Consider the following 22,219-nt stretch of genomic DNA (forward strand, 5'->3'; position numbering starts at 1 on the left):
CTGGAGACGCGATGTCTACGATTATCGGTGCGCTGCGGGTTAACATCAGCCTCGACAGTGCGGCGTTCGAGCGAGGCGTGGGGCGGGCGAAAACCGGTCTGCGGGGCCTGCGTGTCGGGCTGGCCGGAGTTGCCGCGATGGCCGGGGCCGGTCTGGGCCTGGGCCAGGCGGTTCAGACCCTGCGTGGATTTGAGTCGTCGATGGCCAGGGTCAAGGCGATCAGCGGTGCGACCGAGCAGGAATTCGGCCGGATGCGGGATGTCGCCCGCGAGATGGGTGAGACGACCGAATTCAGCGCCAGCGCGGCGGCGGGTGGCCTGGCCTTTCTGGCGCAGGCCGGGTTCTCGGCGCAGGATGCGACGGACGCCCTGCCGCGCACCCTGGAGCTGGCGACCGCCGGGGCGTTGGGGTTGGCCGAGGCGGCGGACATCGCATCCAATGTGATGTCGGGGTTCAGTCTGCCGGTGGCCGAGGTGGGCCGCGTGTCGGATGTCCTGGCGAAATCGGCAAGCATTTCCAACACCAACGTCCAGCAGCTGGGAGACGCCATGCGGTCCGCCGCGCCGGTGGCCAACATGCTGGATATCTCGATCGAAGAGACGGCGGCGGCCATTGGTGTGCTGTCGGATGCCGGTATTCAGGGATCGCAATCGGGCGTCGGTCTGGCCGGTGTCATGAACCGGATGATCAAGCCGACGAAAGACGTCGAACGCGGTCTGGCGTCGGCGGGTCTGACCCTGGCCGATGTCGACATCGAGGCGCTTGGCCTGACCGGTGTGTTGGAGCGGCTGCACGATGCCGAGCTGACAGCAGGCGAGGCGGCCCAGATCTTCGGGGCCGAACATGCCAAGTCCGGCGCGGTCCTGATCGAGGGGATCGGCAAGCTGCGCGATTATACCGGATCGCTGAACGCAGCCGAGGGCGCGGCGGGCGATATGGCCAGGACGATGCGCGACCAGTTGGACGGCGATTTCAAATCACTGTCCTCGGCGGTCGAGGGTCTGACGCTGTCCCTTGGCGAGGGTGGCCTGACCGAAGTGATCCGCCAGGCCGTTCAGACAGCGACCGGTTTCGTGCGCGCCCTGTCTGGTTGGGACCTGCTGGATGAGGTGGCTATGTCCGCCGCCGCGCTGGCCGCCGGTCTGGGTGCGCTGGTCTTTCCGATCGCGGCCATCGGCGCGGTCAGCGCCGGTGCCATCGCTTATATCGTCGGCAACTGGGGAAGCCTGCAGGACCGGTTTCCGCGCGTGACCGGCGCGATTTCCGGCGGCATCGGCCTGATGCGCGGGGCATTCGATACCATTGGGTCCGTGGCGGCCGGGGCCGCCGCGTCCCTGACAGCCGGGCTCGCCGGGTTTCGGGAAGGGGTCGACGGGTTCGTCGGGCCGATCCGTGACAAGTTGCAGGGCGCGGCAGATGATCTGGGGCCGATCCTGGACAACCTGTCCGCCGCCTTCGGTGTGATCATGGGGGTATTCGCGGGTGAGGATGGGGATGCCGCCACGACGGGCATGCGCGAGATCGGGACTGTTCTGGGGGCCATCGCCGGGCTTGCGCTGGAGGGCGTGGCTAATTCGCTGGGCCTGCTGACCGAGGGGATCAAGGCCGTAACCGGCGTGGTTGCCGGTGTCCTGCAGAGCGATTTCGGCGCGGCCTGGGCATCGCTGCGCGGGTTCTTCGATTACATCACGGGGGAGATCCAGCTTGCCCCCTGGATCACGGGCGGGATCGATTTTGGCCCGGTCACCGCGTCGGTCCTGGGGTTGGTGGTCGACGCCGGGGCCGAGCTGGCGAATTGGGTGGCGTCCCTGCCTGCCGTCGGTGCGGAGTTGGTGGCGGGGTTGGCCGACGGCATCGCGGCCGAGGTCGGTGAGGTTCTGGACGCCATTGCGGGCATCTGGACGCAGCTGCGCGGTGCCGTCGTCGGCTGGAAGGATGATCTGCGCGACATCGGTCGGGATGCCATCAGCGGTCTGACCCTGGGGATTCTGGGCGGTAAATCCGAAGTCGAGGGCGCGGCGGCAGAGGTCGCGCGCAGCGCCGGGTCCAGCATCCGGCGGGCCACCCGAACCCGGTCGCCATCGCGCGAATGGATGGAGATCGGGCGCGACCTGTCGGACGGTCTGGGCATCGGGATCGAGGACGGGCAGGGACGGGTCGAGGATGCCGCCCGGTCGCTGGCCGAGGGCGTCAGCGACACGATGCGCAACGGGCTGGCCGATCTACCCCGCAAGCTGGGGGATGCGATCGCGGGCGGGCTGGCCAACGGCGGTCTGTCGGGCGCGTTTGCCGACCTCGCGAGCCTGGCCAAGTCGTCCCTGACGTCCATCGTGTCGGGCGGGATCACATCGCTGTTTACAGGCGGGGCGGCCTCCGCATCGGTCGGGGGCGGTGGCACGGGTGGCGGCGGGGGTATCCTGGGCAACCTGTTGGGCGGTGCCGGCCTTTTGGGGCAGGGCGGCATCCTTTCGAACATCGGCGGGGCCATATCCGGGGCCTGGACGGGTCTGTCCGGTGTCCTGACGGGGGGCGGCCTTGGATCGTCGTTCGCGAACCTTGGCGGTCTTGTCACCGGCAAGGTCGGCGGGGCGGGCGCAATCGGTGCGGCGCTTCCTGCGGCGGGCATCATCGCGGCGGGCGTCGCTGCCATCGTGAGCGGCTTCAAGAAGGAGTATGACGGTCGGTTCCTGCGCGGCAGCCTGTCTGGCGAGGGGTTCGACGGGCATTCCGCCGATTTCTGGGACGGTGGCTGGATCCGGGGCGACAAGGAAGTCCGGGTGCCGATCGAGGCGGAGACGCAGGCCATGCTGGACGGCACCGCCAAGGCGATCCGCGACAACGTGCGCGACATGGCCGCGAACCTTGGCCTCGCGTCCGACGCGACGGCGGACTTCGCCACCGACCAGTTTACCGTCTGGATCAGCGGTCCGAACGCAAAGTCCGGAGAAGAAGTGGCTGCGAAGCTGCAAGCGCAGTTGGATGGGCTGGCTGTCGGCATGTCCGATCTCGTCCTGACGACGAACGAGTATTCGCACGTGGGCGAGACAAGCTATGACACGCTGACACGCCTGGGCGGAGCCATACAGTCGGCGAACGAGATCCTTGAGACGCTAGGGCATCGGATGTTCACCCTGTCGCTGCATGGGGCGGATATGGCTTCCGGGCTGGTGGATGCTTTCGGCGGCATTGATGCGATGAACGCAGCCAGCACGGCATATTTCTCCGCCTTCTATACCGAGGCCGAACAGTTCGACATCGCCCTGGGCCGGGTCCGCGCCGCCTTTGGGGACCTGGGCCAGACGATGCCCGAGACACGCGCGCAGTTCCGCGCCATGATCGAGGCGCAGGACCTGACGACCGCGGCGGGTCGGATGCTTTATGCTGAGTTGATCGGGCTTTCCGGCGCGCTTGCGGAGGTGCTGCCGGGGGTCATGGATCTGTCCGCAGAAGTCGGTGCTCTTTTGGGGAATGCGGCGACGGGCATAGACGGCCTTTTGTCGACGGCCAATTCGGCGATGCGCGCAAACCAGACGGCGGCGACCACGTGGTATCGCGCGGCGGATACGTTGCGCGGGCTGATTGCCGAACTGCGCGGGACCTCTGGTGCGCTGGTGTCGGGTGCGCAGGCGCGGGCATATAACGAGGCGCGTTTCCAGACGGCCCTGTCGCGGGCGATCGCGGGCGACAACGGCGCTGCGGGTGACCTGACGGGCGCGGCGCGGGCGTTGCTGGACAGCGCGGCTGCGACGGCAAGCAGCCGGGTGGATCTGGCGCGGATCGAAGCACGGGTGCTGTCCGATCTGAACCTTGCGGCGGGTGTCTCGGATGTCGAGGGCGCACGGCACGACGTCATCGCCGGGCTGCATGGGGATCAGATCAGCCTGCTGGGCGAAGTGAAGGACTACCTGACGGGGGGCGGCGCTCTGGACCCTGCGCAAATTGACGCGCTCAGCGGGCAAATCGGCGCGCTTGAAGCTGCGCTGCAATCTGCGGAGATGATCAACTATGCCTTCCTGAAGGAGCGGCTGTCGGTCAGCGTGGATCTGATCGCCGACGCGAACGTGCCCCCGTACCTGCGCAGGATGCTGGCGGATGCCGCCCGGGGCGTCACTTCGTCCATCGACTACATCGTGCGTGCGCCGGGTCTTACGCCGGACCTGCGGTGGATCGCCCTGACCGGCGCGTCCGAGCACATCAAGACCGTCGATTTCCTGGTGGGTGCAAAGCTGCCCGCAGATACGAACCGCCTGGCGCTTGCGTCGGTTTCGGACCTGCGCAAGACCGTCAACCTGGTCGTCGGGACCAAGTTGCCCCGCGACACCATGCGGCTTGCGCTGACGGGGTCGTCCGAGTTGTCGCGCACTGTGAACGCGGTGCTGTCGTCGCAGGCCGACACGCGCGCGATCCATTTGGCGTTCAGCAATATCGGGGCCTATGACGTGGCCGTCCGCGCCGCGTTGCACCGATCGACCAACGACGACGTTCGCAAGATCGTCTTCGGGGAGGTCGGGACATACGCGGCGGCGGTGACTGCGGCCCTTGCGGCGGATATCGCGCCCTGGGCGCGCGCTGTCCTGCTGGGACGGCAGGGGCAGATGATCGTGAACATCACGGGCGTCCTGTCGTCTGGTCTGTCGCAGGCGCACCGCCGGTTGCTGCTGGAGGCGAATACCGCCGCACTGCGCGGGGTGACCGTTGCGATGGCATTCGCGCGCAGCGTGTCGGCCGCAGAGCGGGGCCTGTTGCTCGATGCGGGCGTGACGACCTTGCGCCGCATCGAGGCCATCGTGAACCCGGCGGGGTGGACGCCCGATGGTGTTTTGTTCCTTCGGGCGCTGTCCGACGCCGGGGTCGTCACCCGGCGGATGGACGGTCGGCTGGATCTTGTCCGCCCTAGCATCGATGCGGCCCTGCTTCTGCGGCTGACGGATAGCAGCGTCGTCAAGCGCATGCGCGGCGGCGCGTGGATGGGGCAGGGCATGATCAGCGCGGATGGCATCAGCCTCCTGCGCATGGCCGATAGCAGTGTCGTCAAGCGCATGTACGGTGGCGCCTGGATGGACAAGGCGAAGATTAGCGCCGATGGAATGGCGCTGCTGCGGATGGGCCACCAGAGTGTCGTCAAGCGGATGCACGGCGGGGCATGGCTCGACAAAGGAAAGATCAGCACCGATGGCGTGAACCTTCTTCGCATGACCGACGGCAGGATCGTCAAGCGGATGCTCGGTGGCGCGTGGCTGGATAGCGCAAAGGTCAGCGCCGATGGTGTCAACCTTCTTCGCATGACGGACGCTAGCGTCGTCAAGCGGATGCGTGGTGGCGCGTGGCTTGAGCAGGGGAAGGTCAGCGCGGACGGCATCAGTCTTCTGCGGATGAACAGCGACAGCATCAAGCGGATCCTCAAGGGGTCGGTTGTCCTGTCGAACATGACCCCGCAGCAATCGGCGCTGCTTGCGGCCGTCCACGGTTCCAGCAACGGTCGACTGACGCTCGGCGGGTCGTTTTCGTTCGATCCGTCCGCGTCCTTCAGAACGTGGTATGACGCCACGACGCGCTCCGCCATATCGAGCCCCATCTGGAACCTGCGGCAGTCGCTCGGCCAACTCGCCGAAACGATCCGGGACGAAGGAGCGGGGCGGGAAGCGCAGCTCGCCGCGGATCGCCTGAGGCAGGAAGCGGCGACGCGATCCTCGGCGCTGACAGACTATGCAGACGGCCTGGCGCGCAACCGTAGCGGCCAGCACTATGCGACGGACGCCCAGATCCGGCACATGGCACAGATCGCGGGTGTCAGTACGGCAGGGCACGGCAATGCTGTTGCCGCCCGCGTGGCCGAGTTCTCCGACGCCGATGACCTGGCGTCCATCGTCATGGATAACGGCGGGCACCGGCTGAACGCCTACCTGCGGTCGCTGGTAGGGGCGAACATGGTGGATATCCGCCCCGATGCGTATCTTGCCGCCTATTCCGACGTGAAGAGTTCCCCGGAGTTTCATTTCCAGCGGCACGGGCGGGGGGAGATCGCGAGCGGCCAGCGCCAGCTGGCCAGGTCTGCCTTTGACTGGGCCAGCATGGGGGTAAAGATCCCCGGCTACGCAACTGGCATCAACTTCGCACCGGGTGGCGTAGCAATGGTTGGCGAGCGAGGCCCCGAACTGGTCGAGCTGCCCAGGGGCGCGCGCGTCAATACGGCGCTGCAGACCCGGGCGATGATGGGTGGCGGGAACGAAGCGCTCATTCGCGAGGTGCGGGAACTGCGCCGCGAGATTTCCGAGTTGCGCGCACAAGAGCGTCAGTTCGGTCTCAGGAATAGCGAGAACCTGCAGAAGCTGGGCCGCATGGCCGACCGCGAACGCCGCATCGGTATCGCCGTGACCAACCCGGGCGATGGCACGAAATTGCAGACGGAAGGGGCGTAGGATGCGCGTGATTTATCCAATCGTCGTGAATGACGGCATCCTGTCGACAAGCAATTTGCCGGAGAACGATCATCCGGAATGGAATTCCGGCACCTCCTATACGGCGGGGGACCGTGTCATCATTTCGGCGGACCATGGCGTCCATGAAGCGGTGGTTGATAATCTGGGCAACGCCCCCCTGGACGACGACGGCACAAACTGGATCAGGATCGGTGCCACAAATCGCTGGAAGCCGTTCGACGGTTACCTGACGGACGCGGCCGAGGGTTCTGGCAGCATTACCTACACGCTGACGCCAAGCGGCGTCGTTCGGGGAATCGCGCTTTTTGGGTTGGCGGGTCTTTCCGTGCGGGTGCGGGTCGCGGCAACCGGATACGACCGCACCGTCGACCTGGTCGACGGGACCGAGGTTTCGGACTGGTTCGATTTCTTCTCCGAACCGATCAAGTACGACAGCGAGGCGCTGTTGGCCGACGTGGCCTGTTACGGCACGTCGATCGAGATCACGGTCGATGCCGGGTCGGGCACCGCGCGGGTCGGCCAGATCGTGCTGGGGCGCATTGTGAATCTGGGGACGACGCTGGACGGGACGCAGCCGGACTTCGTCAGCTACTCGGTGAAATCGCGCGACGACTTTGGTCGTGCCAACCTGGTGCGGCGCGATTTTGCGGATACCGTCACGTTCAGGTTTGCCGCGCCCACCGAGAAACAAAGGCAGATCAAGCGGGTCGTGACTGAACTGGATGCAGTTCCGGCCGTCTGGTTTGCGGGCGAGGCCATGGAGGCGTTCGGGGTGCAGATCTACGGATACCCATCGAACTACGATGCCCCGCTCAGTTCCGACGGAACGACGTTTTATACACTCGAAATAGAGGGGGCCCTGTGATGGCACTACCGCTGACTGCCATATCGTCGTTGCCGAAAGCGCCGAACCTAGCTGATCCGGCAAACTTTCAGGACGATGCGGCGACATTCGTCGGGGCGCTGGCGTCGTTCCGATCCAGCATCAATTCGATGATCGATGAGATCAACGGTGGGCTGTCCAATGCGTCGATCCTGGGCACCGTGCGCCAATCGTCGGGATCGCCCACCGGGTCGCTTTTCGAGCCCGGAAGCAATTCCAATGGCGCATACGTGCGGTTCGCCGACGGAACGCAGATCTGCACCTCCAACGCCTTGTATGGCACCGCGGCCAACATCGCCGTTTCCACGAACTACCGCACCGCCGACATGAACTGGATCTACCCCGCTTCGTTCGTCGGGGAGCCTCGCCTGTCGGCCAGCTGTCGATCGGAGGTCAACCATTGGGCGACCGTCAGACCGATCTCTGGTGGCAATACGACGGAGGCCGTTCTGCGCGGATGGGCGGCCGCGGGCCCCCAGGCGACCGCATGGACATATGTCGCGACGGCCGTTGGCCGCTGGTTCTGAAGGAATCCCGAAATGAGACTGACCTTTTCCCCGGTGCGCCGGGACGACAGCCTGTCCGTTGACCGGCAGGGCGATACGCTGATCCTGAACGGAGAGGCGTTTGATTTTTCGGCCCTTCCCGAGGGGGCTATCCTGCCTCGATCGGCCATCGTCACCCTTTGGGTAGCTGGAGATGTGACGCGCGAAGGAGGGGTCCTGACGATCCCTCTGATCTTGCCACATGGGCCTGCCGGGCCCGATGAGACACGGTTTGCTCAACCACTCACCCTGACCGAGAACGGGCCAGTAACCCTGCCGCCTTTCGATGCGGAGGTCTCGGCATGAACATCGATTTCACGCAGATCATCACCGCCGAAGACAAGGCCACAGCGGACAGGGCGCGACTGAGCGCGGCAGTCAACGCGGAGCGGGACCGCCGGATCGCGGCGGGGCAGACCGTCTTCGTTCCAGGCCTTGGACCGGTCCCGATGCAGGGACGGATCGGGGACATGCAGAACCTGCTCGCGCTGTTCAATGCGGCCAACCTGCGCAAGGCGCGCGGCGACACGTCGGCTGGCATCGTGTTTCGTGATGCGGAAAACGTTGTTCACCGCCTGACGCCCGATCAGATGATCGCGCTTTACGTCATGGGCGCGACCTGGGTGGAGGCCGTCTATGGTGCGTCCTGGCGCATGAAGGACGGCGGCGACGTGCCCGCCGACTTCACCGACGACCGGCACTGGCCGCAATAGCCGGTCGGGTCGTTCTATGACGAACCGACTTGCCCAGGAGGGCGCGGCCTTCGTCGCTGTCGCCCGCAAGATGATCTATGGCGCGATCGCGGCGGGCCTGCTGTCGATCGTGGTGGCCGTCGCGTGGGAGCCGTTCCGCACCTGGGCCGTGTCGATGATCCATCTGCCCGAAAGCGTGGCCGAGAACGCGCGCGCGACCGCAGCCAACGCCCGCGCCATCGATCGGCTGCGCCTGCCGTCCAACATCTTCGAGGTCAGCCCCCGTTCGGGGCCGGTGCGCGGCCACTGCGTGAGCGGGGTGAATTGCGTGGTCAAGGTCCGGGTCCGGCGACTGCCCGACGCGATGCCCTGCGAGATCATCCCAGGCTCGGCCGATTACTACTATCGCAACCCCCGCGACAACGAGACCCACGACGTCACCATTGTCAGCGGGCGGCCCCGGGATGTCGACACGACCTGGATCAACCTGACCTTTACCCTGTCGACGCCATTCTCGCTGGAACCTGACGCGGAGCTCTGCGTCCGCCCGGCCTATCTGAACTGCCCCGGCCAGTTGCCCGAAGACGGGGCGATTGCCCCCGACGAAGAGTGTTTCGAGGTGCGGGTGCGGTCCGCCGCCCGGCACGAGTGATCAACCCACAATGCAACAGGAGGCCCCGCCAGCGGGGTGATTTGCCATGCCATATGATGTGCTGACGCTGCAGCGCCGTCTGAACCGCCTGGGCTTTGGCCCGCTGGTCGAGGACGGCATCAAGGGGCCCCGGACGGATGCCGCCGTGGTCGTCTTCAAGCGATCCGTCGGATTCCGGGCGCGACCTTACGTCGGGCCCCTGACCTGGGAGGCGCTGACCGGCGCGGTGCCGATCGGGAACGGGGCGCTGGACGCCCGGCAGGCGATTCCCTGGATGGCCGAGGCCGCACGGATCAAGGGCCTGCACGAAGCGCGCGACACGGCCCGCCTGCGCGCCTGGTTCGACCGGTCCGTGGCCTGGATCGACCCGCGCGAGATCCCCTGGTGCGGGGCTTTTGTCGCGACCGTCATGCGCCGCTGGGAACCTGGCATCGCCCTGCCGGACAACCCGTTGGGCGCGCGCAACTGGGGCCGGTTCGGCAACGAGGTCGCGCCGCAGTTCGGGGCGGTCCTGACCTTTTGGAGGGGCGCGCCGTCAGGCTGGAAGGGACACGTCGGGTTCTACTGGGGCGAGGATGCAACCGCGTTCCATGTCCTTGGCGGAAACCAATCGGACGCCGTCACCGTCACCCGCATCGCGAAGACCCGCCTGCTGCGCGCGCGCTGGCCCCATGGCCAAGCCGCGCCCGGGACGATCATCCGGCTGTCCCGCGCGGGTCAGCCCCTGTCTACCAACGAAGCCTGAAGGAGGCCCCCATGCAAGTCACCACCAGAATCAAGTCGGCCCTGCGGTCCAAGATCAACTGGACCCAGGCCATCGGCATCGCGGCGCAGGTCGTCGCGTTCTTCGGCCTGGACGTGCCGGCGGACATCCAGGCGGAGATCGTCGTTATGATCGGCTCGGGGCAGGCCATCGCCACTTGGATCCTGCGCACCTGGTTCACCACGTCGATCACCGCCGCGTCGGCCGCGCGGATGGGGCGGGGTGGCTAACAGCGTCCAGCATAGACCGCGCGCGCTGTCTCGTCAGCGGCGGAGGGCCTTGACGCTTCTCTTGGAGCGGATAGCAGTTGCCCGGTTCGGGCATCTCAGCCCGCCGGGGCGGCGTCAGGGCAGGGCCGAGGGCATTTTGGGGCGAGGGTGGCGAAGCAGCTAAAACCCTAGCCGCATATGAGTTGTCTATCGTGCAATGTTGTCGGAAAGGGCGGAATCTGGATATTCGCTGCACATGCGAATGCACGAGTCGAACTCATAAATAACAGCCATTCGGAACGGCGGCTGGACCTCGAATTCTGAACAGCTAAACTTAAGGTCAAGGATTGCCCCGACCCGCGCAGTTGCGGCTGGACCTCGAATTCTGAACAGCTAAACTATTCGCCTCTCAGCCTGTGTTCGACGGCACGTTGCGGCTGGACCTCGAATTCTGAACAGCTAAACTTCGCGATCATGTAGGACGCCAAGGTCGTAAAGTTGCGGCTGGACCTCGAATTCTGAACAGCTAAACTGATCACCCGGGAGGTGTATTTGCATCAGACGTTGCGGCTGGACCTCGAATTCTGAACAGCTAAACTTTCCAGGCGCATGACTTCCTTGAAGATCCCGTTGCGGCTGGACCTCGAATTCTGAACAGCTAAACTCTCGACGAGGCCTGCCAACGCAGGCGCCGGTTGCGGCTGGACCTCGAATTCTGAACAGCTAAACTCAATGAGTATTTTTCTGCGCTCGCTTGATGGTTGCGGCTGGACCTCGAATTCTGAACAGCTAAACTAAGCTGTCCGACAAACGACTGACCGTTAGGGTTGCGGCTGGACCTCGAATTCTGAACAGCTAAACTGCACGTTCAAAACTGAACATGGCGGTTCAGGTTGCGGCTGGACCTCGAATTCTGAACAGCTAAACTAACTTTGTCAGCCAGTTCTTGCGTGGCTGCGTTGCGGCTGGACCTCGAATTCTGAACAGCTAAACTGCGGGCAGTCGGCCATGTTTTTGGGGACTGTTGCGGCTGGACCTCGAATTCTGAACAGCTAAACTGCCGGTGATGGCGAGGGCTTGCCAACCGGAGTTGCGGCTGGACCTCGAATTCTGAACAGCTAAACTGGCCTCAAGGTCGCGAATGTAGTCCGCCGAGTTGCGGCTGGACCTCGAATTCTGAACAGCTAAACTTGCGATCCGGCTTGGGGGGCAACTCCTTGGGTTGCGGCTGGACCTCGAATTCTGAACAGCTAAACTGATGCAGACCGTGTCCATCGGCTCCGCGAGGTTGCGGCTGGACCTCGAATTCTGAACAGCTAAACTTGCCGCTGGCATTGACATCACGAAGCACGTGTTGCGGCTGGACCTCGAATTCTGAACAGCTAAACTTTCCGCTAGCGCTGTTCACAGTCGGCCTTGGTTGCGGCTGGACCTCGAATTCTGAACAGCTAAACTGCGCAGGCTTCTAGGGCATCGCGCCCCGCCGTTGCGGCTGGACCTCGAATTCTGAACAGCTAAACTTATGCGAACGCTGTCCACCTTCCAGCCTACGTTGCGGCTGGACCTCGAATTCTGAACAGCTAAACTCCGTTTGATAATGCCCCCTCCGCTACGATCGTTGCGGCTGGACCTCGAATTCTGAACAGCTAAACTCACCGGGTCCCGCGTGATGACGCCGGTGCGGTTGCGGCTGGACCTCGAATTCTGAACAGCTAAACTGCGTGGCTATATGTGGCGACGCCAACGACGGTTGCGGCTGGACCTCGAATTCTGAACAGCTAAACTCGCTTGGATCATGGGCCGCGTTGGGCCGGGGTTGCGGCTGGACCTCGAATTCTGAACAGCTAAACTAATAGTCCAGATCAAATCAAAGACTGGTTAGTTGCGGCTGGACCTCGAATTCTGAACAGCTAAACTCTACGCCGGGAGCGACACTGCACTGCTCGAGTTGCGGCTGGACCTCGAATTCTGAACAGCTAAACTCTTGACCAGATCGGAGCAGCCCGACTGGCGTTGCGGCTGGACCTCGAATTCTGAACAGCTAAACTGAGGCAGAACGCCGCGTCATTCGGTGCAGGGTTGCGGCTGGACCTCGAATTCTGAACAGCTAAACTGGTCGATGGCTACTTCCTCACGACTGACGGGTTGCGGCTGGACCTCGAATTCTGAACAGCTAAACTTCACTCGACATAGGTGCCGTGCCGGATGATGTTGCGGCTGGACCTCGAATTCTGAACAGCTAAACTGACCTCTCCAGCTTCTACAACGTGTCGGAGGTTGCGGCTGGACCTCGAATTCTGAACAGCTAAACTGTAGGCTTGGGTGGGGAAACAGCCTTGCGAGTTGCGGCTGGACCTCGAATTCTGAACAGCTAAACTGGCGATCACCCGGCCCCTGACGATCGACACGTTGCGGCTGGACCTCGAATTCTGAACAGCTAAACTCCTGCCAGTATTTCACAACGTCGCTGGCCTGTTGCGGCTGGACCTCGAATTCTGAACAGCTAAACTTCAGTGGCCGGTCCCCACGGGCTGAGGCAGTTGCGGCTGGACCTCGAATTCTGAACAGCTAAACTCCGTCCTCTCCCAAGCTCCTGAAATCACAGGACTCTTGAGATGGGACGGTTGAGGCAAACCGAAGAATCTTCATCAAAACAGCGCCAGTTGCTCCGGATTCTTCCGGGCCGCCCTGCGGCCCTGATCCGAAAAGTGAACGATATCACGATATTGCCGGTCGGTGAAGTTTAGGATCTGGATGTCGCCCTTGTCGGGCAGATGTCGCTCTATACGGTTCACGCGCGTCTGGAACGCCTCCTTGCCGTTGACGAAGCGGGCATAGACCGAGAACTGGCTGCGCTCGAACCCTTCATCCAGCAAGAAGTTCCGAAAGTCCGTCGCCGCCTTCCGCTGCGGCTTGGTGTCGGTTGGTAAATCAAACATCACGAGAATCCACATGATCCGGTATCCAGACAGGTAGACAGGTGCTGTGGTCATGACCCCAACCCTGCGAGGGTAAGAGCATCGGGCGGCGAAGGCAGAGCAAGGTTCAGGCGTCTGGTCTCGAAGCTCTGACCCAGTGAAACAGCCAGTTTTCCAAGCGCTACGGACACTGGTGTCATGCCGCCGCCCAAGGGCAGATCGAGTGCGATAAGCCGGGCCAATGTCGTTTTGGCTTCGGTATCCACCTTAGGCCCATTTCGCTCCGAAAGCCTGCGAACGCAGCAATCCACCAGGGGACGGAACGGTTCCATCAGGTCATCTGCCAGGGCAAAAGCGTTGCCTCTGTTGGAATGGTGCAGTCCGATGGTGGGGTGCAATCCGGCGGCCACGACGGCGCGGGCGGTTGCTGCCCGCAGGACGGTATATCCATAGTTCAACAGCGCATTGAGATCGGGGGCCGCGCGGTCCCGCCGAAACTCTTCCCCCATCATGCGTGGCCAGTAATAGCGGGCGGCCTGAGCTTCGACGTTTGTGCTGTCACCGCTGGTTACCTTGCGCATGAGCATGGCGACGGGCGCGTAAGGCTCACCCATGGCATCCAGCGCGGCGGCTTGCATGGCGATCTTGCAGATCACCACCTGTTTCCAGGCTTGCTTGATCAGTGGGGCCTTCGCCTGCCATTGGGAGCGCAATCGGGCGCCCTGCGCGTGGTGTCCCTCAAGCGGGAGGAGGACTGACCGAGGGGCATGGTTCGCCCCGCACAAAACGACCGGAGCGCCGCGATCGGCGAGTTCGGTCAAAAGTGAGGTGGACCACGTGGTTCCATGGGCGTGCACTATCACCCCCGCGATCTGGTCGAGCGGGATGCGGCCGATTTCTTGTGCGCCCTCGCTAACCTTCAGAAAGCCCCGGTCGCGCGAGAGATGCCGCCCGTCGGTCGAGATATCCACGATCTGATCCATGCCTTCACCCTCCAAGCCATTGGAAGATTGACACGTTTTGTCGATTCGGGCGAATCCGGCCTATGTGGGCTTCACGCCTCCGTCGCGAAGACGGCCAATTTCATCGACAGATACACTGCGAATCCCGGATGCAACTGCGGGGCGTGCGGCGATCTGAATCCAGCATTTGCGCTCCGCTGCGTTCGCTTCGTTATGCGGCGTGATGAACAAGCCATTCGCAATGTCCATTTTCTGAACATGTCCGATGATTGTTCGACCGTCCCGTTCCAGCGCAACCATGTCGCCTTTGTGCACACGCAATAGACGCTTGGCGGCGGGATGGCGCTTGTGTTTCGGGCTTTCCTCCGCATGAGCCTCGAAAGTGGTGATGACGCGAGGCTGGATCTTGCCATTGGGCTCCCGCCAGATCTCGAACACGTGGTTGCTGCCGCCCTGGTAGGCCTTGATCGGGTCCTGCGCCGGCACAGGAACGCGCGCCTGCTTTTGCAAGGGCTTGATGATGCGCACCCGGCGGATGCCTTGATATGGGCCGGTCTTGGCCGCGAAATCACGCAGGGCCTTCTCAAAGTCCTTGCCGGTCTTGTCGCTGGTCGCCACGCGCAGCGCCTTGCGCAACTGCGGGTCTCGTACCTGGCCGCTTCGACCGGGCTCGTCCAGCAATTGCGCGGGCTTCACGCTAAGCAGATCGGTCCGGCTGGCAACATGCATATCATCGACAATGGAATAGGCTGTTTCCTGATGCAGCTGTCCGGCGGTGTTGTCCCGTCCCAGCTTGCGCGCCTCCTTGTCGATCCTGCCATGGTCGGGGCGATGACTGACCACGATCTTGCCGAGCTGAACTTCGAGATCACCGCGAAAAACCTCCCAAGGCGGTGGAGTGTCGCGTGCGATGAGTTCGGCCGATTGGCCGTCCTGTTCGCCTCGCCCGGCAGCGCGGCTGATCCGGTTCAGCAAACTGCGATCCGTCGCGGCGACCACGGCGGCGTCGATGGCGTGGTGGCGGTGATCGGTGCGGTTCTTGGCCTTGACGGCCCCGCGATCCTTATCGCTCAAAAGGGAGTTCAGCCCCCAGTGCCGCCGCAGCATTTCGGTCAGACGACCGGGCACAGCCCAGACGTGACCGCCCTCGGTGAAAAGCGTATCCAGATAGGTGCGCGATATCCGGGAGAGATATTGCGTATCGACCAGTGCACGGTCGAGAAAATCGTTCTCGCCCTCGAACCGCTCCATCGCGTCCGGGGCAAAGCGCCAGCGTTTATTGTCGGGCAGGTTCTTCAGGTTGGCTTCGATGGCGTCCCATTTCGGGGTGTCGCCGAACGCTTCCCATGGGGTCTTATTGCGCTTTTCGCGGTTGGCTTCGCGCAGGCAAAGCGTGCGGTTGGCGAAACCGTCATCCAGGGTGCGTGAGTAGGGCAGGATGTGATCGACGTCGCAGCTGCCGTCAAAGATCATCGCGGCCGAGATGCGTTCGCCCGTGTAGGGGCAGAACCGCCGCATCGCATCGTCGGGGTTCAGATCCTCCCACAACCGCAGGAGCATCCGGTTTCGGCCATTGTCTTCGATGCCGAGTTCTTCGAGCTTCTCGCTTCTCTTCTTCGCGGCCGCGGTCGTGTCGCGGATGCGCTTCATTGCGTCAGCTTTCTGCTGTTCGGATTGCTTCAGTTCCCGTGCCAGTTCGATAACGATCTGATCGGGTTTGCCGTAAACCTCGATGATCCTGTTCACCAACCGCCGCAGCTGATTGAGCCCGATATGCACGGTCGGATTGGTGATGCGGCCAAAGCGGGTGATATCGTCGTCGTTTTCATCATAGGTTCCCGGAATGACATGCCGGTCGAGCACCTCGCCATAATATGGCAGGCGGTCGAGGCATTCGCCTGTCCGCCGGTCCGAATGGTGCCAGCCGCAGGCGCTTACAGCGTCCGCATAGGTTATTACATCGGCTTGGAGGTTTTCGAGGATGTGCGTGGTGGCCGTCAGCCCCAACCGCCCATAGCCCTCGGGAAGTCGCGCCTTGGCGGTCTCTTCGGCGTGTTTGCGGTCGAGCCCATGCTCGTGCATCAGCCAGTCTATCAACGCAGCGTGATCGGCATCGCTTTGCACCTTTCGGATGCGCGAGATCACCTCCCATTGCGCGTCGAAATCCAGGACAGACCAGCGCGGGCCGAAACGATCAGGATGCGAGAGACTGGCGCGGACCGGGTCGCAGGCGATTGCGTCGCGCACGCCGGTTTCCAAGGTGAACCGCTCACCTTCGCGCAGGTTCAGCACTTTTGCCAGTGTGGGCAATTTCATGGACATTGATTTCAACGACGCCGTGGGCTTCTTGTTGTCCAGCGCGTGGATGATCTGGTCGCGTTCCGCCAAGGTCAGCGGACGTGTTTCCCGCCCGTCGGCCGTCACGCGCAATTGATTGACAGTTTCGCACAGCACACGCCGCTGCGTCAGGGGGTGGGCCTTGGGCAGACGCTGTTCCGCTGTAAACAGACACAGCCCGACCTTTGGCTCTTTCAGGGGGCGTTGAAAGAAGATTTTCTCGAACACGAGGCCGCGCAGATCCTCGGTCAGCTCAGGGTGGTGGCCCGCCTGCGCCGTCCAGAGTTTGTGAAATTCTTCCTCTAGGTGTTTGCGGTCGGGGTAGAAATCATACCCGGCTTCTTCTTTGCTTTCTGGACCATCCCGCTTGGCGATAGACAGACGGGTTCGCACGGATGGCACATTACGGTAGTCCAGCCGTGTGCCATCCTTGTTTATGTTGGGTTCCGTGCTGGGCTTTTCCTTCAAGCGCTGGCACCGCGTGTGCAGGAATTCGCCATAGGTGCGGGCACCGCTGGCCATCATCGCCTGCTCAAGCCGCGCGGTAGCGTCCTTGATTATACCGCTTTCGTTAACGCCGCGATCTGTCTTGCGGTTGGATTTGAAGCCACGACGCTGGTTGATGTGAAACAGCGCCCGGCCCAGATGCGTCAGCGGCAGCGCCGCATCTAGTCCGGTTGCCCGTAAAGCGTAAGGATCCAACGTCTCTAACGATTTTGCCTCGGTTGGATCGGCGGGCATCAGCCCCGCATTGGCCAAGACCTTCATCAACGTAGCGCGGCGACGGAGGTAGCGGTCACGGCGGCGACGCATAGCGCGGGCGGCCCGTCTCTTAACCGCCAAAGGCAGACCGGTCTTTCCTTCGGGGGCAGGTTCTCGACCGTCAGGGAAGACCCGAACACCGCCGCCCATCACACCCGTGATCCGGGCGGCACTCCCGGCTCCGTCGGTTTCGTACAGCCACCAGCCGATGGAGTTCGTGCCGATATCGAGACCCAAACGCATATTCACCACCCAAGTTGCAGTCCTGCAAAGGATTCCGGACGATCGAACAGGATGCAACTTGAAAACGCTGTTGCCTTGTGCCAAAACAGAAGCGTTCAGAATTTGCGGTCGAGCCGTTAACAAGCTCGAAGTAGCACCACATTGAAACGCGTCCTACGGGGCGCGTTTCCTTTTTTGGTATTAGAGATAAAGACAGTCTTCCTCCTTGTGAGCCGCCCGGTTATCCAAGGGCTCAAGGTCTGCGCGGATGTCCGGAAAGCGGGTTGCGACTGCAGCATCCCAGTCTACGCAGGAATGACCGAAATGGGCCGTCCATGCACCCCGACACGAGGGGCGGACACCGGACATTCGCTGCGCCGATCAACAAAGGGAGCAATAAGCAGAAGCGGCCATTCAAGCCCGAGCAGACCGAAGCCCTCATGCTGCTCTACCCACCAAGGTCGGCTATGCGCGGTTAGCGCCCTTTGCAAATTCGTGGACAGCGAACAGAACGACAGGCATGATCGGCCTCAAGTGGCCATTCGGGTTATATCATTTTGCTGTGACCTATAGCGGCGAATAGGGCTGATCTCTGAGCAGAAACATAAACATCTGGGATGGAACAGCTACCCAGTCAAAGTAAAACCAGATCTTGATCAAAGCTAACCCAAATTAGTGGGCTCTATTGTGGCATGTCAGCTTCCCAAGCTAACGGTCACAGGAACATGGCTCGCGTATCTCCAAGATAGCGCCTCCGATTGTTTGCCTGTGATTGTCCTATCGATGACCTGATCTGACCAAAGCGATAGAACTACGCCTGCCATCTCACCGCCTTGGGGCATGCCTATCTCCACTACCCTACCGGTATCATCCTTCCAAAGCGCTATTGATCTGTTGGCAGTGTGGTGGCCCTGCTCGTTTGCCCTGTCAATCAGCCCATAAGAAGTAAATGTTAGAACCGCTGAACCTGGGTCGTCGGCGAGATTAGATGCATACTGCGCCGGCCAACGCTGTTTTATTTGAGGGCCGTCGAGCAGAAGAGCGAAGATAAGGTTCGGCGCAACTGAACGAAGAATATCGTGACACGGTTCGGATCTAGCTAGCTCTTCACAAATGAGCACCGCAAAAACCGATCTCTCCCTGAATCGCTGAAAGTGAACCTGCCGTTGCGTAAGAGGCGTATCTTCCCACCAGTTCTTGATACGTGGATTGAGAGCCCCAGTTAGAGCGTAGTTTTCTACCTGAGATCGATCCATCCGCCACCGATGATGCTTCCTGCGGCTTTGAGTGAGTTCAACGTCTTCGCCGATATACCATATGCGAGTCATCACGTGATTCCCGTGACGGTGGTTGCAGTCTTCACTAGTACCCGAGATGACGAAATCGAGGCTTGGCTCTTTTTCTTTCAGCCGTTCACATAGCTTTTGAAAGGTATCCCAATCAAGAGCGTACTCCGGTAGTATTACCCCATTGATTGTCCTAGATTCTTTTTTGGCTCGCGTAATGAGAAGCTCACACAGGTTCAGAAAACGATCCCTTGCCGCACCTTTCGTGATCCATGTCTGATTTATTCTAAAGGTGCTCCAGTCCTTCATCCAATAGTGACGGTCAGGATCTTGGTTTTCAGTGAAACCACTCTCAATAAAGTCAGCAGCACTGATCTTTCTCGGCTCTGGGATCAATAAAATGTCAAGCGAGTCGCTCGATTCTGCCGGAGCAACGTTTATCGGCGTTTCCCAAAAACAACGGACCTCTGACCGCCCAGGCAGCAAAGAAAGATTCCTTGATACATTCCGCATAGTCGCACCGACAGGTGAAACCCGAACCTTTGGCAGAACGCAAACTACACTACTATCGGCCATAATTCCAAGAGACGGAGGGGGACGATCATGGTGCTCGCCAGAACCGGTCACATCGGAACGATTTAGAGTGGTTTGGTAGAGGAGCTTCATCCAGTCCTCGAATGGACCCACGCCGTAGACTCGTAGTGGGTCTCGTAAAATTCGATTGCAAGCCATATCAGCGATCATGACTAACAACAGAGCCGTACGCCACCAATCGGGTGGCCCTTCACCTGTCTCCAAATAGCTTCCTGAAGTGATATCTTTTCCCCAGCAATCTAACAAACACTCCCAAAGCTCCTGTACGAATTCGGGTGGGACACCCTGGGCGCTTTCTTCTCGCCACGCAGACGCTGCCTGATCGGCCGCTTTTCGCTGTTCCTTTGTCAGCGTGAATTCACATTGTTCATTGTCAGTTCGATATGGCGAAGGATCAAAAAATCCGATCAAACCACTTACTTTAGAGAGATATCCAACTGCTGCGAAGAGATCGGTGGGCACCATCGGTGCCAACCGCCAAGGATCAAGTTTTCGATCTCTTTCTGCAGTTTGATCGTTCGCGTCCCAATGTTCTGCAACCTCCTGCCAGAGCGGTTTCGGGTTCGTTCCTTCGGGTAGAACAGCTTTCAAGCAGTCGCCGACACAGTAACGTCTTTCTAACAAAATCAATTTCCTGCATGCTTCTAACCAGTCCAACGAAAGAAGCTTAGTTTTAACACTCGGTCAACTCAAAGATGTCATTTTCCAACCTCAAGCTACTTCATGAGTCGACAGTCGCGGAAAATTCGCGAATATTTGAACATTTGGGGTCGCGGCGAGGATTGTGGTGGGTAAGCAAAGCCCCCACCTTACGTTCTGTTGATGACGAAAACGTTGATTTGTGACGCAATTTGTGATGGAACAGAGTCACACGTGGCGAGTTACAAATGCACGTTCAACGCGCAGATTTGTGGCGCCTAGGGGAAGGAAGTAGTTGATGCCAAGGGAAGAGTCGGAACAGTTAAGGTCTCTGGAACGGGATGGGGCCGACTTGGCTGTATCGCACGGAGTAGACCATATGGGCCAGTCTTATCAGGCATATCTGGCGGCAGCCTCACGTCGGGTTGGTGGCGAAGTGCGTCGGTCCGCCGACTTCTTGGAAGAAGTCACGAAAGACATCCGTCGCAGGCTCCTGCAAGCCGAGTAGGCCGCACGCTCACTCGTGAGTTTGATGTGAAGGGTCGCACAGACGCTCCGTTTGTGTACCATGCCGAATTTGAATCGGAATTCCGATGCCGAAGTAGTTTTATCAATCCGGGCTAGAACCTCAATCGGGGCTAGCACCTTCGGTGAGCCACTCATTGTTAGCACGATGAATGCTTGTGTAAAGAAAGCTGTAGGCCCGACGCTGTACTTGCAGCGAAGGGTTGCCTTCTGCCGCTCCTGTCAGCACGACACCTCATGCTGCACTATGCACGAAGGTCATGGAAGGGCTGTTTCTTTCCTCGCCAACGTTGGACGGTGTGGAAAAGGTCAGGACTCGCACTCCATCCCCAAACCATACCGATTGCTGTAAAGACCAACACTCCTGCGTTCGCTCTAACAGGCTGCTGAAAAAGTCGGCCATCCTGACGCTCGTGCCTGAACAGCCTGGTTCTTCGGGCGCTCTCGTCGAGCTGAGGAAAAGCACTCGGGTCCCGCATCGACGAAATCGACGAGAGGTGCTCCACAAAATTCTTTTTCAGCGGCCTGCTAAACACTCAGCCGACGATGCCAGTGCCAGCACCGGCAACGAAGCCCTTTGTGCCTCCAACAAGGCCGCCAATTACTCTACTTTTCATATCTGCTCCTTCGCTTTGGAACACACTATCGTCAATGTCCGCTGTCGGGAAGCTGCATCGCAGCATTTGTGTGGGGTCGTAAAGGCAGGTCTGGGCCGGAGCAACGATTGCTGTGGAAGTAAATGCCAAGATCCGCGCCTTAATATCTAACTAGCTACCGCCTCCAGTCGGCAGGACCGGGGGCCATCGAGTTGCTCGACGATGGCGAGATCGTCAGCGGGTGCAGGGCAGGCCCGGGCATTGACGACAGTTTCTTATGGACAATCAGAGTCGAACCAAACGGTTAGCTGGCCAGCACAACTCAGGAGGCGCGGGAGTGTATCCGCAGGGCGGTTCTCCAGCGGGACAGAATCGGAGAGAGGCAACCGGCAGGGCTGCCCGGAATGACCGCGGTGGACGGGGTGGCAGCCGGGTGGATTCGGAGGGGGCCTGATACGGAAACTCGTGGGGCACACCGCCTGCAAGTCATTGAAACGCATAGGACCACGCCGCTTGCCCGTGGGGCACATTGGCATTGAAAACAAAGGGGAAATCGGAGTTTTGGTAGGCCCGGCAGGACTTGAACCCGCAACCAAAGCGTTATGAGCGCTCTGCTCTAACCAATTGAGCTACAGGCCCCCGATCCCTGACAGGCCAGGCCGATTGTGCAGCCGCGTCCCGTCACGTAACAGGCTCGATAACAGACCGCCCGGGGCGGTCAAGTGAGAGGCTGCGACATGAGTGATACCCCCCGCACCCCCTATCTGGGCCGTTACCTGATTGCCGTGCTGGCCCTGACCATCGGGTTCATGGTCTTCGTGAACCTCGTGGCGCGTCTGACCGGTATTCTGTTGCCCGGTGGTGCGGTGGCGATTCTGCCTCCGATGATTGCCGCCCTGCATGTCGGACAGGTCTGGGGCAAGGAACGCGGTGCCGTCCCCGAAAGCGCCGTCGCCTGGCGCTGGGCTGCGGTCGCGGGGCTGGTGTTTTTGGCGGTGCAGCTGTTGCTGATGCCCGTGATGCTGGCGGGTGCGGGTGCGATTACCGGGCAGATGATGGGGTTGATCGCGGGGTTGGTGGCTGGAACCACGATCATGGCGGTGCTGGTGCATCGCCTGTTCCTGGTGATGGGTGCCAAGGGAGCTGTTGCCCGCCCCAAAGGGTGATGCTAGGCGGCGCGCAACTGACGCGGGG

General features: G+C 61.3%; 13 protein-coding genes, 1 tRNA gene and 1 CRISPR repeat array. Of the genes, 9 read left to right on the forward strand and 5 right to left on the reverse strand.

The window, feature by feature from the left end; genetic code table 11:
• Nucleotides 1-11: 11 nt before the first annotated feature.
• The 8 genes from K3551_RS09445 to K3551_RS09480 are packed head-to-tail and all read left to right on the forward strand — an operon-like array spanning nucleotide 12 to nucleotide 10,205.
• Entirely contained in the window at nucleotides 12-6,419 is a 6,408-nt protein-coding gene (locus K3551_RS09445) for a phage tail tape measure protein (RefSeq protein ID WP_259912767.1), read from the forward strand.
• Nucleotide 6,420: 1 nt separating this feature from the next.
• Nucleotides 6,421-7,305, forward strand: coding sequence for a hypothetical protein (locus K3551_RS09450; protein WP_259912769.1), 885 nt, complete (start codon nucleotides 6,421-6,423; stop codon nucleotides 7,303-7,305).
• Nucleotides 7,305-7,850, forward strand: coding sequence for a hypothetical protein (locus tag K3551_RS09455; RefSeq protein WP_259912771.1), 546 nt, complete (start codon nucleotides 7,305-7,307; stop codon nucleotides 7,848-7,850). The genes K3551_RS09450 and K3551_RS09455 overlap by 1 nt, the downstream gene beginning before the upstream one ends.
• A 12-nt stretch (nucleotides 7,851-7,862) precedes the next feature.
• The gene (locus K3551_RS09460) at nucleotides 7,863-8,174 is read left to right on the forward strand and encodes a hypothetical protein (protein ID WP_259912773.1); all 312 of its coding nucleotides are present in this window, start codon (nucleotides 7,863-7,865) and stop codon (nucleotides 8,172-8,174) included.
• A complete protein-coding gene (locus K3551_RS09465; RefSeq protein WP_259912775.1) occupies nucleotides 8,171-8,581 on the forward strand; it encodes a DUF4376 domain-containing protein in 411 nt (136 codons plus the stop codon). The genes K3551_RS09460 and K3551_RS09465 overlap by 4 nt, the downstream gene beginning before the upstream one ends.
• Nucleotides 8,582-8,597: 16 nt before the next feature.
• Nucleotides 8,598-9,212: a hypothetical protein gene (locus tag K3551_RS09470; RefSeq protein ID WP_259912776.1), complete on the forward strand. Its 615-nt coding sequence runs from the start codon at nucleotides 8,598-8,600 to the stop codon at nucleotides 9,210-9,212.
• Nucleotides 9,213-9,258: 46 nt separating this feature from the next.
• Nucleotides 9,259-9,957 (forward strand): TIGR02594 family protein, encoded by a 699-nt coding sequence (locus K3551_RS09475; protein WP_259912778.1) that lies wholly within the window; start codon nucleotides 9,259-9,261, stop codon nucleotides 9,955-9,957.
• Nucleotides 9,958-9,968: 11 nt separating this feature from the next.
• A complete protein-coding gene (locus tag K3551_RS09480) occupies nucleotides 9,969-10,205 on the forward strand; it encodes a hypothetical protein (RefSeq protein WP_259912779.1) in 237 nt (78 codons plus the stop codon).
• A 278-nt stretch (nucleotides 10,206-10,483) separates the two neighbouring features.
• Nucleotides 10,484-12,759: a CRISPR direct-repeat array (repeat unit 36 nt; unit sequence GTTGCGGCTGGACCTCGAATTCTGAACAGCTAAACT).
• A 73-nt stretch (nucleotides 12,760-12,832) separates the two neighbouring features.
• Here K3551_RS09480 and cas2 read toward each other — a convergent pair.
• From cas2 to K3551_RS09505, 5 genes are all read right to left on the reverse strand, one after another.
• The gene (cas2, locus tag K3551_RS09485; RefSeq protein WP_081533142.1) at nucleotides 12,833-13,177 is read right to left on the reverse strand and encodes a CRISPR-associated endonuclease Cas2; all 345 of its coding nucleotides are present in this window, start codon (nucleotides 13,175-13,177) and stop codon (nucleotides 12,833-12,835) included.
• Nucleotides 13,174-14,085, reverse strand: a complete 912-nt coding sequence (gene cas1, locus K3551_RS09490; protein ID WP_259912783.1) for a type II CRISPR-associated endonuclease Cas1 — start codon at nucleotides 14,083-14,085, stop codon at nucleotides 13,174-13,176. The genes cas2 and cas1 overlap by 4 nt, the downstream gene beginning before the upstream one ends.
• A 60-nt stretch (nucleotides 14,086-14,145) precedes the next feature.
• Nucleotides 14,146-17,406, reverse strand: coding sequence for a type II CRISPR RNA-guided endonuclease Cas9 (gene cas9 / locus K3551_RS09495; RefSeq protein WP_259912785.1), 3,261 nt, complete (start codon nucleotides 17,404-17,406; stop codon nucleotides 14,146-14,148).
• A 674-nt stretch (nucleotides 17,407-18,080) separates the two neighbouring features.
• On the reverse strand, nucleotides 18,081-19,856 hold the full coding sequence (locus K3551_RS09500; protein ID WP_259912787.1) for a hypothetical protein: 1,776 nt from the start codon (nucleotides 19,854-19,856) through the stop codon (nucleotides 18,081-18,083).
• Between the two features lie 1,731 nt (nucleotides 19,857-21,587).
• Nucleotides 21,588-21,664 (reverse strand) — tRNA-Ile (locus K3551_RS09505).
• A gap of 98 nt (nucleotides 21,665-21,762) precedes the next feature.
• On the opposite strand from K3551_RS09505, the gene K3551_RS09510 reads away from it, so the two are divergent.
• Nucleotides 21,763-22,191, forward strand: a complete 429-nt coding sequence (locus tag K3551_RS09510) for an ABZJ_00895 family protein (protein ID WP_259912788.1) — start codon at nucleotides 21,763-21,765, stop codon at nucleotides 22,189-22,191.
• The last annotated feature ends 28 nt before the right edge of the window (nucleotides 22,192-22,219 follow it).

Origin of the sequence: Jannaschia sp. M317, assembly GCF_025141175.1 — a bacterium.
Lineage (GTDB): Bacteria > Pseudomonadota > Alphaproteobacteria > Rhodobacterales > Rhodobacteraceae > Jannaschia.

Coding starts and splice junctions, on each gene's coding strand:
- K3551_RS09445 (WP_259912767.1), top strand. CDS start 12: ATGTCTACGATTATCGGTGCGCTGCGGGTTAACATCAGCCTCGACAGT.
- K3551_RS09450 (WP_259912769.1), top strand. CDS start 6,421: ATGCGCGTGATTTATCCAATCGTCGTGAATGACGGCATCCTGTCGACA.
- K3551_RS09455 (WP_259912771.1), top strand. CDS start 7,305: ATGGCACTACCGCTGACTGCCATATCGTCGTTGCCGAAAGCGCCGAAC.
- K3551_RS09460 (WP_259912773.1), top strand. CDS start 7,863: ATGAGACTGACCTTTTCCCCGGTGCGCCGGGACGACAGCCTGTCCGTT.
- K3551_RS09465 (WP_259912775.1), top strand. CDS start 8,171: ATGAACATCGATTTCACGCAGATCATCACCGCCGAAGACAAGGCCACA.
- K3551_RS09470 (WP_259912776.1), top strand. CDS start 8,598: ATGACGAACCGACTTGCCCAGGAGGGCGCGGCCTTCGTCGCTGTCGCC.
- K3551_RS09475 (WP_259912778.1), top strand. CDS start 9,259: ATGCCATATGATGTGCTGACGCTGCAGCGCCGTCTGAACCGCCTGGGC.
- K3551_RS09480 (WP_259912779.1), top strand. CDS start 9,969: ATGCAAGTCACCACCAGAATCAAGTCGGCCCTGCGGTCCAAGATCAAC.
- cas2 (WP_081533142.1), bottom strand. CDS start 13,177: ATGACCACAGCACCTGTCTACCTGTCTGGATACCGGATCATGTGGATT.
- cas1 (WP_259912783.1), bottom strand. CDS start 14,085: ATGGATCAGATCGTGGATATCTCGACCGACGGGCGGCATCTCTCGCGC.
- cas9 (WP_259912785.1), bottom strand. CDS start 17,406: ATGCGTTTGGGTCTCGATATCGGCACGAACTCCATCGGCTGGTGGCTG.
- K3551_RS09510 (WP_259912788.1), top strand. CDS start 21,763: ATGAGTGATACCCCCCGCACCCCCTATCTGGGCCGTTACCTGATTGCC.